This window comes from Shewanella algae (assembly GCF_009183365.2).
Classification (GTDB): Bacteria; Pseudomonadota; Gammaproteobacteria; order Enterobacterales; family Shewanellaceae; genus Shewanella; species Shewanella algae.
In genome coordinates this window covers 2,514,845-2,531,193 of sequence record NZ_CP068230.1, presented here as the reverse complement: position 1 = coordinate 2,531,193, position 16,349 = coordinate 2,514,845, and the positions used below count along the sequence as shown (strand labels likewise).

The 16,349-nt window shown below is 53.7% G+C and carries 13 protein-coding genes; 3 read left to right on the top strand and 10 right to left on the bottom strand.

Annotation, left to right across the window (positions count from 1 at the left end; genetic code table 11):
- Positions 1–152 precede the first annotated feature (152 nt).
- Entirely contained in the window at positions 153–2,174 is a 2,022-nt protein-coding gene (locus tag E1N14_RS11255; protein WP_037436986.1) for an oxidoreductase, read from the top strand.
- A gap of 107 nt (positions 2,175–2,281) precedes the next feature.
- Positions 2,282–2,773, top strand: a complete 492-nt coding sequence (locus tag E1N14_RS11250) for a YciI family protein (protein ID WP_062793724.1) — start codon at positions 2,282–2,284, stop codon at positions 2,771–2,773.
- Positions 2,774–2,814: 41 nt separating this feature from the next.
- Here the strand turns inward: E1N14_RS11250 and E1N14_RS11245 are convergent, their stop codons facing one another.
- The 10 genes from E1N14_RS11245 to ubiG form a co-directional block, all read right to left on the bottom strand.
- Positions 2,815–3,780: a hypothetical protein gene (locus E1N14_RS11245; protein WP_025010427.1), complete on the bottom strand. Its 966-nt coding sequence runs from the start codon at positions 3,778–3,780 to the stop codon at positions 2,815–2,817.
- The gene (locus tag E1N14_RS11240; protein ID WP_025010426.1) at positions 3,780–5,000 is read right to left on the bottom strand and encodes a glycosyltransferase family 4 protein; all 1,221 of its coding nucleotides are present in this window, start codon (positions 4,998–5,000) and stop codon (positions 3,780–3,782) included. The genes E1N14_RS11245 and E1N14_RS11240 overlap by 1 nt, the downstream gene beginning before the upstream one ends.
- A complete protein-coding gene (locus E1N14_RS11235) occupies positions 4,990–5,409 on the bottom strand; it encodes a hypothetical protein (protein ID WP_025010425.1) in 420 nt (139 codons plus the stop codon). Before E1N14_RS11235 ends, E1N14_RS11240 begins: the two co-directional genes overlap by 11 nt.
- A 1-nt stretch (position 5,410) precedes the next feature.
- Positions 5,411–6,268 carry a hypothetical protein gene (locus E1N14_RS11230; protein WP_062793723.1) on the bottom strand — a complete coding sequence of 286 codons (858 nt, stop codon included), beginning with the start codon at positions 6,266–6,268 and terminating at the stop codon, positions 5,411–5,413.
- Between the two features lie 44 nt (positions 6,269–6,312).
- Positions 6,313–7,554, bottom strand: a complete 1,242-nt coding sequence (locus tag E1N14_RS11225; protein ID WP_081782920.1) for a glycosyltransferase family 4 protein — start codon at positions 7,552–7,554, stop codon at positions 6,313–6,315.
- 98 nt (positions 7,555–7,652) lie between these two features.
- Entirely contained in the window at positions 7,653–7,982 is a 330-nt protein-coding gene (gene yfaE / locus E1N14_RS11220) for a class I ribonucleotide reductase maintenance protein YfaE (protein ID WP_037436974.1), read from the bottom strand.
- Positions 7,957–9,087 carry a class Ia ribonucleoside-diphosphate reductase subunit beta gene (gene nrdB, locus E1N14_RS11215; RefSeq protein WP_025010421.1) on the bottom strand — a complete coding sequence of 377 codons (1,131 nt, stop codon included), beginning with the start codon at positions 9,085–9,087 and terminating at the stop codon, positions 7,957–7,959. The genes yfaE and nrdB overlap by 26 nt, the downstream gene beginning before the upstream one ends.
- A gap of 59 nt (positions 9,088–9,146) precedes the next feature.
- Complete coding sequence (gene nrdA / locus E1N14_RS11210) at positions 9,147–11,435, bottom strand: class 1a ribonucleoside-diphosphate reductase subunit alpha (RefSeq protein WP_025010420.1); 2,289 nt, start codon at positions 11,433–11,435, stop codon at positions 9,147–9,149.
- Between the two features lie 483 nt (positions 11,436–11,918).
- Complete coding sequence (locus tag E1N14_RS11205; RefSeq protein ID WP_062793722.1) at positions 11,919–12,587, bottom strand: HAD family hydrolase; 669 nt, start codon at positions 12,585–12,587, stop codon at positions 11,919–11,921.
- A 4-nt stretch (positions 12,588–12,591) separates the two neighbouring features.
- Entirely contained in the window at positions 12,592–13,302 is a 711-nt protein-coding gene (gene ubiG, locus E1N14_RS11200; protein ID WP_025010418.1) for a bifunctional 2-polyprenyl-6-hydroxyphenol methylase/3-demethylubiquinol 3-O-methyltransferase UbiG, read from the bottom strand.
- 358 nt (positions 13,303–13,660) lie between these two features.
- On the opposite strand from ubiG, the gene gyrA reads away from it, so the two are divergent.
- Positions 13,661–16,318 carry a DNA topoisomerase (ATP-hydrolyzing) subunit A gene (gene gyrA, locus E1N14_RS11195; RefSeq protein WP_025010417.1) on the top strand — a complete coding sequence of 886 codons (2,658 nt, stop codon included), beginning with the start codon at positions 13,661–13,663 and terminating at the stop codon, positions 16,316–16,318.
- Positions 16,319–16,349 lie beyond the last annotated feature (31 nt).

Here is a 16,349-nt window from a genome sequence, read left to right as displayed (position 1 = left end):
AGCTGCAACGGGAAAATACATTTGTAAGTGATTTTATTCCTGAGCTTTCACTGCGTTAGCTGATGAGGCGCCGGCGGCCAATGCTTTATGTTGAGCTTGATGGCGGCTCAGGTTATGCTGATTTAAATCACTTGTTTAAAAAGGATGTTTTAATGTCGGGCTTTCCTCACTTATTAGAACCCTTGGATCTGGGGTTTACCCAGCTGAGAAACCGGGTACTCATGGGTTCCATGCATACCGGGTTGGAAGAAGAAAAGGGTGGTTTTGAGAAACTGGCACACTTCTACAAGGAGCGGGCGCTGGGTGGTGTGGGGTTGATTGTCACCGGCGGCATAGCGCCAAACTTTCGCGGTCGTTTGGCCCCCAATGCCTGTCAGCTGAGCTTTCCCTGGCAAGTGGGCAAACACAAAATCGTTACCCGCGCTGTACATGAGGGCGGCGCCAAGATCTGTATGCAGATCCTTCATGCCGGCCGTTACGGCTATCATCCTTTTTCGCTGGCACCGAGCAAGGTCAAGTCACCCATTACCCCATTTACGCCGAGCGCCATGTCTTTGCGGCAAATCCGCGGCACCATAAAGGATTATGCCACCTCTGCCGAACTGGCCAAACGGGCCGGTTATGATGGCGTGGAGGTGATGGGCTCTGAAGGCTATCTCATCAATCAGTTCATCTGTGAGCGGGTCAATCAGCGCAGCGATGATTACGGCGGCAGTTTTGCCAACCGTATTCGCCTGCCACTGGAAATTGTTCGCGCTATCCGCGCCAAGGTTGGGCCCGAGTTCATCATTATCTTTCGTCTGTCTATGTTGGATCTGGTCGACAAGGGCTCAAGCCTTGAGGAGGTCATTGAGCTCGGCAAAGCGCTGGAACAAGCCGGTGTCACTATCATCAATACCGGCATAGGTTGGCATGAAGCCAGGATCCCGACCATAGCCACCAGCGTACCCAGAGGCGCCTTTGCCTGGGTCACAGAACGTTTGAAAAAAGAACTCAGTGTTCCTTTGGTGGCTACCAACAGGATCAATACGCCTGAGATAGCCGAGCAGATCCTCGCCTCGGGGCAGGCGGGTATGGTGTCTATGGCCAGGCCTTTCCTGGCCGATCCTGAGTTTGTCAACAAAGCCGCGGCCAATCAAAGCGAAGCCATCAATACCTGCATCGGCTGTAATCAGGCTTGTCTCGATCATACCTTCTCGCTCAAGCGTGCTACTTGCCTGGTTAATCCAAGAGCCTGCTATGAGACAGAAATTAATTTCCCCAAGACTGAGTCACCCAAACGCCTGGCTGTGATGGGCGCGGGCCCGGCTGGGATGGCATTTGCTGTCTACGCCGCTGAGCGGGGGCACAAGGTGACCTTGTTTGAAGCCCGAGATGAAGTCGGTGGCCAGTTTAACCTGGCGCGCAAGATCCCAGGTAAAGAGGAATTCAACGAAACCATACGCTACTTCAAGAATCGCCTCGCACATTTTAAGGTGGACTTGCGTTTGAATACGCCGCTCAACGCCTCGGTGCTCAGGGATGAACCTTTTGATGAGTTGGTGGTTGCCAGTGGTGTCGTGCCAAGAGAGCTCAACTTGCCCGGGTTTGATTCTCCCAAGGTGGTCAGCTATCAACAGGTGCTGCGGGGAGAGGTGGAAGTCGGCCAGCGAGTGGCACTTATCGGCGCCGGCGGCATAGGTTTTGACTTGGCGCATTTCCTCGGCGAGCAGGAGTCCAGCACGCTGGAGCCGGAGCGCTGGTATCGTCAGTGGGGCATAGACACAAGTTACGCCGAGCGCGGCGGACTGGCCAAACAAGCCCAGGCGCATGCCCCGGCCAGAGAGCTGTATTTGTTGCAACGCAAGAAGAGCAAGCTGGGTAAAGGCTTAGGTAAGACCACGGGCTGGATCCATCGCATGGTGCTTAAGCAGCACAAGGTGACAGAGCTCAGTGGGGTCAGCTATGAGCGCTTTGATGACCAGGGATTGCACATACTGATTGATGACAAGCCGCAGCTGCTGCCTGTGGATACTGTGGTGATCTGCGCTGGTCAGGAATCCAACCGTGTGCTGTTGCCGGAATTGGAAGAGTGCGGCTTGCCAATGCACCTCATTGGCGGCGTGGATGTCGCTGCCGAGTTGGATGCCAAACGCGCCATTCGTCAGGGTGCAGAATTGGCGATGAGGATCTAGTCTCTAACCGGGCTTAACTCCCCGCCACGGCGGGGATTTTTTTGCTTTACTTATAACCTTATTGTCGAAAAGCTGACACACAACAGCATCGGATTGGAGAGATATCAATGATGAAAACTACCATGGCGAGTTGCTGCGCGCTGTCGCTGTTGACCGGCTCGAGTTTAGTGGCAACCGCCGCTGGTGCAGATAATCCGGTTTCCGTTGAAACGCCTCCCTATGATAAGGCGCTGGCCCATGCACTCGGTGCCGATCAATATGGTATGAAACGTTATGTGATGGCGTTTTTAAAGGCGGGGCCCAATCGAAGTGGCAGCAAAGAACAGCGCGCCGAGCTTCAAAGAGCGCACATGAACCATATTCAGCGCTTGGTGCATGAGGGCAAACTCGTGTTAGCCGGGCCCTTTATCGATGGCGGCGAGTGGCGGGGGATTTATATCTTTGATGTCGCCAGTCTGGCTGAGGCTGAAGCCTTGACGGCCAGCGATCCTGCGGTTCAGGCCGGTAGCCTTACCATGGAACTTAAAGCCTGGTACGGCAGTGCAGCTTTGCTGGAGGTCAACCGTATTCACGCCCGGATAGCCGAGTCACAGCCTTGAGTGACAAGCTCCGCTAGCACCACTATATGAGTATGAGCGTTTCAAAGCCGCTTGAGAATATCTTTCGGCACTGAGCTCAACCCGGGCGGCGGTAAAAAACCGCCCAAGCCGCGTTCGATGCGCAGCCGCTGCAAATCCAGTGCTCGGGTCAGGGGCACGAAGAGGGCGCCGGGATGAAGGATATATTCGCTCACCAGGTTGAAGCCACCGCCACAGATAACCCTTTGATACTGCCAGCCGATATCTGAGGCCGGGTACAGCTGCAGCCGGGTTAATCCGGGTTTGTGTTCTTTGTTGTTGCAGTTGTTGAAGTCGCTCAGAGCACTCTTATCAAGGGGTTTGCTATCAATGGGTTTGTTATTAAAGCATGCATCGGCGCTTGGGCGCGGCGGCGCAATAATATCTATCTCTTCCCCCGCCTTTGCGGCGTGTTCAAGCAGCAAAGCCTGCTCGGCAAGGCTTCCCGAGTGGATCACCAGAGTCTGTTTAGGCTTTTCAAGACCATTTGGGGTTGCATCTTGGGACTTGTCTTCGCCGAGTAACGGCAGCCAGAAGCGTTGGCCCGTTTGATTGGAGAGCGCCTGTTCCTGCTCCGGGGTCGGCCATTCACAAAACCAGATTTGCTGAAAACGGGGAATATGGGCAACGCGCTGGCGATAGACATTCCAGTTGAGCAATCTGGCGATATAGACAAGTTTGCCAGGCAAGGGGATATCACCAAGCTCGCCCCAAATGCCCCCGGGAAAGGCATCTATCAGCATGAGCCGACACGCTTGTTGCTTGTTGAGCGATGCGAGTAACTGCTTGAGCCAGGTGCTGAGTTCAGCTCGGCTTTGAAGCCTGGTAGGCAGGCTTATGTGTTGAATGCCCTTTGGTAACAGCGTGTCGACCGCTAACGGCAGCGGACTTGTGATCACCAACGCTTGCTGCGCCTTGATAAAGCCGAGCACTTTCAGCGCCCGGCTCAAGTGCCCGAGCCCGCCGCCGGGGGCGTAATAGATAAGCATCAGTGACTCGCCGTTTGAGCGACCAGCGTCTTGATGGCAGCCAAATAACGCTCGGCTTCAGCCTCGGCGCTGCATTGACTCAGTACTGTTTGGTACAAGGCCTGGCTCTTGGCGGCGCGAATCGAAGCCGTATCGGTTTGCCAACGCACCAACGCATCCAAAAGCGATTCCGCCGAAGTTGGATGAAACAGATAACCTGAGTCCGTTTGGCCGCGGAGATTATGGGCCGCGTCACTGTCAGTCAAACGGCCATCAAAGACATGCTTTTCGCGCTGATGCAGGCTGTCGAAGATAAGATCGGCCATACCGCCGCAGCAGGCGCCGAGCACAGGGATGTTAAGCGCCGCCGCCTCCAGCAGCACATTGGGGGTTCCCTCATAGAAAGAGGGAATAGCGATAAGGTCGCATACCAGATAACGGCTTATCAGCTGATACCTGTCAAGAAACGGCTCCAGGGTGTAACTGCCCTCGGGCAGTGTCTGCAACAGCTCGGCGGCGCTTTCATCCAGCTCGCCAATCAACAACAGATGGCAGTTGTGTACCAAGGGGCTGCGTTTAAAGGTCTCGATAAAAAAGGCCAAACCTTTTTTCTCTTTCAAATGGCCGAAAAGGCCAATCACAGGCTGACTGGGATTTTCCAGGTTATTGGAACGCCAGGCTTTGGCTTGCTCTTTGTCCAGCGGCAATGGTTGCCAACGTTCGCTATCCAGGCCATTACTCATGTTGTGCACTCTGACTTGCGGCCACAGGGCTTTGACCCGCTTTGCCTTGTCGGCGCTGACGGTCAATACCAGCGCGCTGGCTTGCAGCGTATCCTGCAGCACTTGATAGCGACGATGATCGAGAATACTCAAGTCGAAGTCGTTGCCGCGCAGCAATGTGATGAGCGGTAGCCCAAGCCAGGCGGCAAAGACTCGCCCGGCATGCATGGAGAAGGGATAGCCATAGGCAACGACAGCATCATATTCACCTTCCAGCTTGTGCCATAGAAGGTTGATCGAGTGCGCCGGGTTTGTACCCATGGGGAAGCTGTGATCGCAACCCTGCTCGGCAAAATAGCCGGTCTCCTTTTCCAGGCCGCCGGCGCGTAAATGATAAAGGGTGATATGTACCCCAAGCCGCCGCAAATGGCGCACCAGTCTATCGCAGGACAATGCCATGCCGCCTTTGGCCGGCGGGTAGTGTTGAGTCAGCCACAGTAGCCTGGGGTTAGCTGTCATAGATATCCCGATACTCGTAATCCGGCAACTGCTCATCATCTTCATCGACAGGGAGCTCAAAAGCGGCAAAGTCCTCGGCATCAAACTCCTTGTTGTAACTGCCGTGTTTGGTGTGCAGTTGGTACCAGGCACTGCCGAGATACAGTTGTTTGAGGGCGAAACCGGCAAGCGGATCTTCAGGTTTAACGCCTTGTAGGCTCAATTGCTCATACTTGGTGCCTGAGCGCGGATCTTCATAGACTTCCTTACCGACCTTCAAGGGTTTGGCAGCGCACTGAAAACACAGACCGGTTTTGGGATCCAGGTGATGTTCGCAGACACTGGCTTGGCACTCACTGCAACTGCCAACGGCAGGTTGGCCGCAAGGGCTGAGGGTGAAAAAACCGATTTTTAGCTGACACTGACTCATATTATCCCCTGGCTCGAATACTGGTCTGTTGATAGGACTTGGCGATGGTTCTGAGAATATTCTCGGCATCCATCAAACGTGACTCACCGATAAATTTAAAGGTGGAGTTGGATTTCACCTTGGTGATGCCGTTTTGAGTCTGTGCCTTGCTCGTTGGTGCCAGTTTGGTTTTACGCAGATGGTAGTGATCAGGATTCAAGGTCAGGCAGCTGCGAATGCTGCGCCGTCCCTTGTACTTGATCTTGGTTTTGACCTTGCCTCGGGCGTTGCGACGGGTGCGTTTACGACGACAGATAACATCATCCACCCGCAGTTGCAGCTCATTGCCGTCTTTGAGTTTGGCCCTAAATTGCAACAGTGGCACTTCAAAGTAGGCCAGTTGGGTGCTCTTCTCGGGCTTTTCGGTTCGGGCCGGCTTACGTTTATGTATGGATTCGAGATCCAGTTTCAGCTGCACGCTGTTGGTCTCCATCGCCAATACCTGCATTAACTTGATAAGACCGGTACGCACATTGTCGTTGACGTCCATACGGTTACAGCTGTGAAGCAGTAATATAGAGGCCAGAGTCAAACCCACCAAGGTATACACCACCAGGTGAGGCACGGGCAGGAATATGCTGACAACAGTGAAACCTATCAACCAATTGCGGCTGCGGCGAAACTGGCGTCTCAATGGGCTGCCCATACGATCCAATCGGGTCAGACGCTTGAGAAACAGTAACCAGTGCTGGGTCGAATGGGTTGCATCCAACTTCTTGGTGCGGATAAATTCCTGCTCCGCCGGGGTTAACTGCTTGAACACTTTGCGCATTCGCCAGTAGTGAAGCGGGGCGTTAAAAGGGTTTATGGCTGTTTCCATATCGTTTCCTTGACATTAAACAGGTGCTATTAAACGAGTAGCTATTAAGCGGTAGCTTGCATTGGGCCTTGGCTCAGTTGTATATACAAGTCGCTGAGCTGAGCGCAGATCTGTTGCCATTGGAACTGCTCTGTCACCCTTTGTTGGCCCTTGAGTCCCAAATCTTTGGCCTTGGCCGGTTGACTGAGCAGCTCAATACAGGCTCTGGCGAGCTCGGAGGGCCTGGAGGGGGGAACCAAGAGCCCATGCTTTTCATGGGTTACCAGCTCACGAATAACCGGCAGATCCGAGGCGATAACTGCGGTGCCGCAAGCCATGGATTCGAGCACTTTCAAAGGGCAGCATCCCTGAAGCATGTTGCGCCTGCAGGGCGTGAGCGGCGCCAAAGATGCGCTCGCGGCCTGAATTTTTTGCCTGAGGCTTGCTTGGTCCAGCCCGAAATGCAGCGAAACACAATCTTCCAGTTCCATGGACTTGAGCCAGGCCTTTACCTGCCGGGCCTGGCGATTTTCGAGTGACAGGCAGAGATCCAGCCGGACCTCCAACTGCTGACGCACCAAGGCAAAAGCTTTGAGCAGATCCCTAAGCCCCTGCCAGCGCTGGGCAGCACCAAAATAGATGAGCCTGGGCAGACTCGCATCCTCTGCTTGCCGCAATGGCTCGGCAGGCGGCAACTCGGCGCCGTTTGGCAGATAGACTACTGGAGTGGAAGTGCGTTTTTCAAGGCCGACAGCCGTGAGTTTTGATGGGGTCACAATCAGATCGGCACCATCCAGGCAACGCTGCTCCCAGGCGCTGATTTTGGCCAGGGTTTTTCGCGGCAGCGACAGGTGAATAGGCAGCTCTATGCTGGGCAGGGCATTGACCTCATAGACGAGCTTGAGCGCTGGATTGTCCTTGCGATGATCCAGTAAAGGCACCCCCGCCCAGGGGTCGCGAAACTGCGCCAATGTCAAGGTATCGCGATTTTGCCTGAGCAGTGCCCCAAGCTGATTGGCATAGTCCAGCGCCTTGGCAAGCACGTTATTGCCCGAGCTTGGGTTTAGCTGGTGCCTGACGATACTGACCTCACTGCTTACCTCGCTGGGGTTGCTGCCGAGTGACAGGGTTTCCTGCTGCCAGGAAGGCATCTGGGGATCACCTTGCAGATAGAGCATACCAGGGGACTGGAAGGCAAACAGGGTTGACGCCATATAACGTATATGGGTCGAAGCGCCTTTGGGCAGAGGGTAGCGATCAAAAGCGCAATAAAGACTTTTGAATGAATAACTTGAGTCTGATTTCATAAGTCCGGCAGAGTACCGGAGTCAGGCAGGATTTACAACGAAAAAACGCTTGTTTGACTGTAGGATATCTGCCATTGACGGTGTTTTTTGCGCTTGTGTCAGGCTAAGTGTTTAACCCGCAGCAGCGGCATGTCGGCGCCTTCGCTGGAGAGATCCAAGTCCAGATCTTCCGTGGGCACACAGCAGCAGGGCAGACATTCATCCGCCTGTAACTCGGCCAATGGCGTGGTCAGGTAAGTGACCGCGCCACTGCGCACCCGGGTCTTGCAGGCGCCGCAAAACCCGCTGCGGCACTCGGAAAAAATGCTCACCTTACGGGCTTCGAGCGCTGCTAGGAGAGTCCTGTGCTCTGTGGTATACAGCAGCAGGGGCTCTCCGCGCAGCAGCACGATAGGGGCTTTGTTAAAGGTCAAAGTCGGAGAACTCATCGTCGTCGACAGCCGAGTCTATCTGGCCGACCAGGTAGGATGATACTTCCACTTCCTGAGGCGCGACCTGTACGGCATCGCTCTCCAGCCAGTTTTTCATCCAGGGCAGGGGATCGCTCTGCTCACTGTATGGTGCGCCCAGGTTAACCGCTTTCATTCTCTGATTGGTAATGAACTCCACATACTGGCAGAGAATGGTTTCGTTCAGGCCTATCATGGAACCATCCTTGAACAGGTACTTGGCCCAAGCCTTTTCCTGCTCGGCGGCGCGCAGGAACAGATCGTAAGCTTCCTGCTGGCACTCTTTGGCGATTTCACCCATCTCAGGGTCATCTTTGCCACCCTGCATCAGGTTGATAATGTGTTGGGTCGAGTTCAGATGCAAAGCTTCATCGCGGGCGATCAGGCGAATGATTTTGGCGTTGCCTTCCATCAGTTTGCGCTCGGCAAAGGCAAAGGAGCAGGCGAAGCTGACGTAAAAACGTATCGCTTCAAGCGCATTGACCGACATCATGCACAGATAGAGGGCTTTTTTGATGGTGCGGGTAGTGACTTCAAGCGTGCGACCGTTGACGTCAAACTTGCCTTCACCATGCAGGTGATACAGCTGAGTCAGCTCGATAAGGCGGTCATAATACTCGGCAATATCGCCGGCGCGCTTGAGGATCTCCTCATTGACCACTATGTCATCGAACACCACGGATGGGTCGTTGACAATATTGCGGATGATATGAGTGTAGGAACGGCTGTGAATGGTCTCGGAGAAGGACCAGGTTTCAATCCAGGTTTCCAGCTCAGGCAGGGACACCAGTGGCAGGAAAGCCACATTGGGGCTCCGGCCCTGAATCGAGTCCAACAGGGTTTGGTACTTGAGGTTGGAGAGGAAGATATGCTTTTCATGATCCGGCAGGGCGCCGAAATCGATTTTGTCGCGGCTGACATCCACTTCTTCCGGGCGCCAGAAGAAAGACAACTGCTTTTCGATCAGTTTCTCGAATACTTCGTACTTCTGTTGATCGTAACGGGCCACGTTAACCGCCTGACCGAGAAACATAGGTTCGCGGGTGGCATCGTTGGGGGTTTGACAAAAAATTGAATAAGCCATGATCTACTCTTTCCAAACAACGGGGCCACCTGGGCCCCGAACTTGTTACTTAATCCTGCTTAAATCTTGCAGGCGCCGCCGGCACAACCGTCGTCTTCCTTCTCGATGCTGGTAATGTCATCGAATTTGTCGGAAGCACCATCACGGGTGTTGTGGTAGTAAAGGGTCTTGACCCCGAGTTTGTAGGCGGTCAACAGATCCTTGAGCAGCAGCTTCATCGGAACCTTGTTACTTTCAAACTTGGATGGGTCATAGTTGGTATTGGCCGAAATCGCCTGATCGACAAACTTCTGCATAATACCAACCAACTGCAGGTAACCATCGTTGCCGGGCATCTGCCACAGCAGCTCGTACTTGTCCTTGAGTTCTTCATAATCGGGCACCACTTGCTTGAGCTGGCCATCTTTACTGGCCTTGACGCTGATAAGGCCGCGTGGAGGCTCAATACCATTGGTGGCGTTGGAGATCTGCGAAGAGGTCTCTGACGGCATCAGTGCCGACAGAGTCGAGTTACGCAGGCCATGCTGCTTGATATCGTGACGCAGAGCATCCCAATCCAGGTGCAGCGGCTCATCACAAATCTTGTCCAGATCCCGCTTGTAGGTATCTACCGGCATGATCCCCTGAGAATAAGTGGTCTCATGGAACAGCGGGCAGGCACCCAGCTCTTTGGCCAGATTCATCGAGGCCTTGAGCAGGTAGTACTGTATGGCTTCAAATGTTCTGTGGGTCAGGCCGTTGGCGCTGCCGTCAGAGTATTTCACGCCGTTCTTGGCCAGATAGTTGGCGAAGTTGATGACCCCGATACCCAGAGTGCGGCGGTTCATCGATGCCGTCTTGGCAGAAGGAATAGGGTAGTCCTGGTAGTCCAGCAGGTTATCCAGGGCGCGCACAGCCAAATCGGCAAGGCCTTCCAGTTCGCCCAAGTCTTTTATCGCACCCAGGTTCAGTGCTGACAGAGTACAAAGGGCGATTTCACCATTTGGGTCGTCAATATTGTTCAGTGGCTTGGTTGGCAGGGCAATCTCAAGACACAGGTTGGACTGACGCACAGGGGCCACTTCGGCGTTGAACGGACTGTGGGTGTTACAGTGATCCACGTTCTGCACATAGATACGGCCGGTGGAGGCACGCTCCTGCATCATCAGCGAGAAGAGCTCGACCGCTTTTAGGGTCTTCTTGCGAATGCTCTGGTCCTGCTCATATTTCACATACAGGCGCTCAAACTCGTCCTGATCGGCAAAGAAGGCGTCATATAAGCCGGGAACGTCCGATGGGCTGAACAGGGTGATGTTCTCACCTTTGATCATCCGCTGATACATCAGCTTGTTGATCTGTACGCCGTAGTCCAGGTGACGGATACGGTTGTCTTCAACACCACGGTTATTTTTCAGTACCAGCAGCGATTCAACTTCCAGGTGCCAGATAGGGTAGAACAGAGTTGCAGCACCGCCGCGAACGCCGCCCTGGGAGCAGGATTTAACCGCAGTCTGGAAATACTTGTAGAAAGGCAAACAACCTGTGTGGAAGGCTTCACCACCACGAATAGGGCTTCCCAGAGCGCGAATGCGGCCGGCATTCACACCGATACCGGCTCTCTGACTGACATACTTGACGATGGAAGAGGCCGTGGCATTGATGGAATCCAGGCTGTCGTCACACTCGATCAACACGCAAGAGCTGAACTGACGGGTCGGCGTACGCACACCGGACATGATAGGGGTCGGCAAAGAGATCTTGAAGGTAGAGACCGCATCATAGAAGTCTTTGACATACTGCAGCCGGGTTTCCTTCGGATAACGGGCAAACAAGCAAGCGGCCACCAGAATATAGAGGAACTGGGCACTTTCGTAGACTTCATGAGTCACACGGTTTTGCACTAGATACTTGCCTTCCAGCTGTTTGACGGCGGCATAGGAGAAGTTCATATCGCGCCAATGGTCGATATAGCTGTCGAGCACATCCAGCTCTTCACGGCTGTAGTCTTCCAGCACATGCTTGTCGTACTTGCCCATGGCGACCAACTTGCTGACATGATCGTACAGTTTTGGCGGCTCAAACTGACCAAAGGCCTTCTTACGCAAATGAAAAACAGCAAGGCGAGCGGCCAGGAACTGATAGTCCGGAGAGTCGGGAGAGATCAGGTCGGCGGCAGCCTTGATAATGGTTTCATGGATGGCCTCGGTGGGGATGCCATCGAAAAACTGCAGGTGAGAACGCAACTCCACCTCGGAAACCGAGACGTTGTTTAATCCTTTGGCTGCCCAGGTGATAACGCGGTGGATCTTATCGAGATCTATCGTCTCGCGTGCGCCACTGCGTTTGGTAACTGTCATAGTGCTATTCATTGAAGATAGGCCTTGGTTGTAATATCTGTGAAATGACGCGACGGCGTCATTAAACCTTCCCTTGTAAAACAATCAACCGAACAGTTAACGACGGCGGCCCGAGAGGGCTCTGTTAACCGGGAGTTTCCAGTGCAAGACTAGTATGTCTGATTGCTACCGATACACAAGATATGGTGTTTTTCTATATCTTGGATAACAAGATAGTGAGGTATGGCACTTTTTGCAAGCCTGAGTTTTGGGTATATCTTGTGGATATCTTGAGGATATTGACTGGCCGATTCCGCAAAGCGGCATCATTGCTGGCGCACAGTCGTCATGGTCAAAATTCAAGCGATCTCACTCAAGGTGATCGACTGCTAAAATAAGCAGCGATCCGCGATCCCACGCAGATCCGGTCGGTTAAAGCAGCATCCGGACTGCGACTTTCTTTAAGGTCTTGTCTACTCGGGAAAACAGTGCCAATTTAGCGCTTGTCTTACCTTGTTACCACAATGGCAGCGACATCACTGCCTGTGGATGATTTAACTGCCAATCGGCGCCCCATTCCACCGGTTTATCCTCGGCCGCCAGATATCCCCAAAGGGCGATGGCAGAGGGCATATTCACCGCCTGCGCCGCGGCGATGTCGCGCTCGGCATCGCCAAGATAGAGAATACGTTCAGGAGTGCAGTTAAGCTGCTGAGCAGCCAGCAACATAGGGGCGGGGTGGGGCTTACGATAGAGAGTTGTATCGGCACTGATCACCGCATTAAAGCGCTTAAGCAGCCCCATGCGCTCTAACAAGGGGCGGGTAAAACGCGCCGGTTTATTGGTGACAATCCCCAGCGGCAAGGCTTTTGATAGGGCACTGTCCAGCAAGGCTTCTATGCCTTCAAACAAACAGGCTTTTTGGCCGTTGACCGCATCATATTCCCTGAGCATCGCTTGCCGGAGATGCTCCTGTTCCTCGGCTGAGGCTTGGGGCACGGCGGCTTGCACCATGGCAAGCGAGCCGTGAGAGGCCAGCGTGCGAAGAAGTTTGCGCTTATCCTCTATCGATACCCCATGAGATGCAAGGGCCAAGGCCAGTGCTTCGGTCAGGTCCTCGGCGGTATCCACCAGAGTCCCGTCCAAGTCGAACAGAATCCCTTGAAACGGCAGTTTAGGCGTCATGGCATCAGTCCTGGCGTTGGCAGGCAATCATATAGTTGACTTCAACGCTCTTGGTGTAACTGAATACGCCACTCAAGGGGTTGTATTTGATGCCCAGCGCGTCACGGCACAATAGTTCGGTGTTTTCCGCCATGGCAATTAATTCGGATGGGCGGATAAACTTACTGTGGTCATGGGTACCTGCCGGCAGCATTTTCAGCACATACTCGGCACCGAGTATGGTTTGCACCCAGGACATGATGTTGCGGTTAATGGTGGAGAAGAACACCCAACCTCCGGGCTTGACCATATCACAACAAGCCTGGATCACAGATTGCGGATCCGGTACATGCTCGAGCATCTCCATACAGGTAACAGTGTCGTAATGCCCCTGATGATTCTGGGCATGCACTTCGGCGGTTTCCTGCAGGTAGTCTATGCTGACGCCTGCTTCCAGTGCATGCAGCCTGGCGACTTCCAACGGCTCAAAGCCCATATCCAGTCCGGTGACCTTGGCGCCGATGCGGGCCATGCTCTCGGACAGAATGCCACCGCCGCAGCCGACATCCAGTACCAGCTTGTCAAAGATACCACCGGATTGAGCGTCTATATAATTAAGGCGCAGGGGGTTGAGTTCATGCAGTGGCTTGAATTCACCGGCAGGATCCCACCAACTGGCTGCCATACTTTCAAACTTGGCAATTTCCTGAGGGTCGACATTGGGTTGAGAAGACATATTCAGACCTGAAACAGCAATAATAAAGATGCGCCCATTATAACCATATAAGCCATAGGGAAGGGCAGCATAAATTAGCGCCTCAATGTGATCGATGGCACTAAAGGCCAAAAGCTGCACAAAATATCGGCAAGATTCGGTTTTTGATGATAAAAACAACAACGGAACTCATGTCTATGACAGTGATATCTGCCCCCGCTCGCGACTTGTATCATGCCCTTGGCGTTTTTGGCTGCAAAGGCGGCTTTAAGGACTTCCGACATTAAATAACTGTGTTAGAATGCCAAATCACGTTTGTTGGGCTCGACAATGACACGGATTACAAGTTGTCAGCTAATTTAAGGGGATCGAGCAGTTTATGACTGATCTGGCTTTATCAATTTCGCCAATAAATATTGAAGACGAACTAAAGAACTCCTATCTGGATTACGCCATGAGCGTTATCGTCGGGCGGGCATTGCCAGACGTACGCGACGGCCTCAAGCCGGTGCATCGCCGCGTACTCTTTGCGATGAACGAGCTGAAAAACGATTGGAATAAACCCTATAAGAAGTCGGCACGTGTTGTCGGTGACGTGATAGGTAAGTATCACCCTCATGGTGATAGCGCCGTATACGACACCATAGTGCGGATGGCACAGCCTTTCTCACTGCGTTACACCTTGGTGGATGGCCAAGGTAACTTCGGTTCCATCGACGGCGATGCCGCGGCGGCCATGCGTTATACCGAAATTCGTATGGAAAAGCTGGCGCATCAACTGCTGGCTGACCTTGAGAAAGAAACCGTCGATTATGTCCCCAACTACGACGGCACTGAAATGATCCCGGCCGTGTTGCCGACCCGGATCCCCAACCTGCTGGTCAACGGCTCCTCCGGTATCGCCGTGGGTATGGCCACCAATATTCCGCCGCACAACCTGACCGAAGTGGTTAAAGGCTGTTTGGCACTTATCGAAGAACCTGAGCTGTCTATCGAACAGCTGATGGATTATATCCCGGGTCCGGATTTCCCGACTGCCGCCATTATCAATGGCAAGAAGGGCATAGAGGAAGCGTACCGTACCGGCCGCGGCAAGGCGATTATGCGCGCCCGTGCCGAGGTGGAAACCGAAGACAATGGCCGCGAGCGGATCATTGTTACCGAGATCCCATACCAGGTGAACAAGGCTCGTCTGATTGAAAAGATTGCCGAGCTGGTAAAAGACAAGAAAATTGAAGGCATCAGCGGCCTGCGCGACGAGTCTGATAAAGACGGTATGCGTATTGTCGTTGAGGTCAAGCGCGGCGAAGTGGCCGAGGTGGTGCTTAACAACCTCTATGCCCAGACCCAGATGCAAACTTCTTTTGGTATCAACATGGTGGCCCTGACCAATGGTCAGCCCAAGTTGTTTAACCTTAAGGAGATGCTGGAAGCCTTTATTCTGCACCGCCGTGAAGTGGTGACTCGCAGAACCGTGTTTGAACTGCGTAAGGCCCGCGAGCGCGCTCATATCCTGGAAGCCCTGGCTATCGCCCTGGCCAACATCGACCCTGTGATTGCGCTGATCAAGGCCTCGCCAACACCGGCCGAAGCCAAAGTAAAACTGGTGGAAACCGGTTGGCAGCTCGGCAACGTGCAGGGCATGTTGGAAAAAGCCGGTGATGACGCAGCCCGTCCTGAGTGGCTGGAGCCGGAGTTTGGTATTCGCGATGGTCTCTACTATCTGACAGAGCAGCAAGCCCAGGCTATCCTCGAGCTGCGTCTGCACCGTCTGACCGGTCTTGAGCACGAAAAGATCCTCCAGGAATATGAAGAGCTGCTGGAGCTGATCGCCGGATTGCTGCATATCCTCAGAAGTCCAGAGCGTCTGATGGAAGTGATCAAAGAAGAGCTGGAAGAAGTGCTCGAGCAGTATGGCGACGAACGCCGCACCGAGATCAACGCTTCTGCCGTGGATATCAGCCTCGAAGACCTGATCTGCGAAGAAGATGTGGTAGTGACCCTGTCGCACTTGGGTTATGCCAAGTATCAGCCACTGAGCGATTACCAGGCGCAGCGCCGCGGTGGTAAGGGCAAGGCCGCCACCAAGGTCAAAGACGAAGATTTCGTTGAGAAACTGTTGGTTGCCAATACCCACGACACCATTTTGTGCTTCTCCGACTTTGGCAAACTCTACTGGCTCAAGGTCTATCAGTTGCCGCTGGCCAGTCGTCAGTCGCGCGGTAAGCCTATCGTTAACCTGCTGCCATTGTCTGAGGGTGAGCACATTACGGCGATTCTGCCGGTTCGTGAATACGAAGCCGACAAGTATGTCATCATGGCCACTTCTCACGGTACCGTGAAGAAGACATCGCTTATCGAATACAGTCGCCCCAGAGCCAACGGCATTATCGCCGTTAACCTGAAAGACGGTGATCAGTTGATTGGCGTTGACCTGACCGACGGCAGCAATGAAATCATGCTGTTCTCCAACGAAGGTAAGGTTGTACGCTTCAGCGAAGATCAGGTGCGCGCCATGGGCCGTACCGCTACCGGTGTTCGCGGTATCAAACTCGAAGACGGTCAGGAAGTGGTTTCACTGATAGTGCCAAAAGAAGATGGCGCCATTCTGACTGTGACAGAGAACGGTTTTGGTAAGCGTACCGAGCTGAGTGAATACCCAACCAAGAGCCGTGCTACCAAGGGTGTGGTTTCCATCAAGGTCAGCGAACGTAACGGCGCCGTAGTCGGTGCAGTTCAGGTCGGCGACAATGATGAGATCATGCTGATCAGCGACAAGGGCACACTGGTGAGAACCCCTGCGGCCGGTGTTTCCATTATAGGCCGTAATACCCAGGGCGTGACCATTATCCGCACTGCCGGTGACGAGGCCGTGGTGGGTTTACAGCGTATCGATGAAATCCAGTCTGATGAAGACGAAGTGGAATTCGATGAAAACGGCGAACCCATAGTGGCCGAAGCTGCAGCCGAGGATACTGAAGGCCAAGCGCCCGAAGCACCTGAAGCACCTGAAGCACCTGAAGCCGAGCAGGAATAACAGCATCAAGCATATCTGAGCGTCCATCTGG

What these genes read in the sequence shown, in the direction of transcription:
- gyrA (WP_025010417.1), top strand. Translation starts at nt 13,661, where the DNA reads ATGACTGATCTGGCTTTATCAATTTCGCCAATAAATATTGAAGACGAA.
- E1N14_RS11245 (WP_025010427.1), bottom strand. Translation starts at nt 3,780, where the DNA reads ATGCTTATCTATTACGCCCCCGGCGGCGGGCTCGGGCACTTGAGCCGG.
- ubiG (WP_025010418.1), bottom strand. Translation starts at nt 13,302, where the DNA reads ATGTCTTCTCAACCCAATGTCGACCCTCAGGAAATTGCCAAGTTTGAA.
- E1N14_RS11235 (WP_025010425.1), bottom strand. Translation starts at nt 5,409, where the DNA reads ATGAGTCAGTGTCAGCTAAAAATCGGTTTTTTCACCCTCAGCCCTTGC.
- nrdA (WP_025010420.1), bottom strand. Translation starts at nt 11,435, where the DNA reads ATGAATAGCACTATGACAGTTACCAAACGCAGTGGCGCACGCGAGACG.
- nrdB (WP_025010421.1), bottom strand. Translation starts at nt 9,087, where the DNA reads ATGGCTTATTCAATTTTTTGTCAAACCCCCAACGATGCCACCCGCGAA.
- E1N14_RS11230 (WP_062793723.1), bottom strand. Translation starts at nt 6,268, where the DNA reads ATGGAAACAGCCATAAACCCTTTTAACGCCCCGCTTCACTACTGGCGA.
- E1N14_RS11255 (WP_037436986.1), top strand. Translation starts at nt 153, where the DNA reads ATGTCGGGCTTTCCTCACTTATTAGAACCCTTGGATCTGGGGTTTACC.
- yfaE (WP_037436974.1), bottom strand. Translation starts at nt 7,982, where the DNA reads ATGAGTTCTCCGACTTTGACCTTTAACAAAGCCCCTATCGTGCTGCTG.
- E1N14_RS11240 (WP_025010426.1), bottom strand. Translation starts at nt 5,000, where the DNA reads ATGACAGCTAACCCCAGGCTACTGTGGCTGACTCAACACTACCCGCCG.
- E1N14_RS11205 (WP_062793722.1), bottom strand. Translation starts at nt 12,587, where the DNA reads ATGACGCCTAAACTGCCGTTTCAAGGGATTCTGTTCGACTTGGACGGG.
- E1N14_RS11225 (WP_081782920.1), bottom strand. Translation starts at nt 7,554, where the DNA reads ATGAAATCAGACTCAAGTTATTCATTCAAAAGTCTTTATTGCGCTTTT.
- E1N14_RS11250 (WP_062793724.1), top strand. Translation starts at nt 2,282, where the DNA reads ATGATGAAAACTACCATGGCGAGTTGCTGCGCGCTGTCGCTGTTGACC.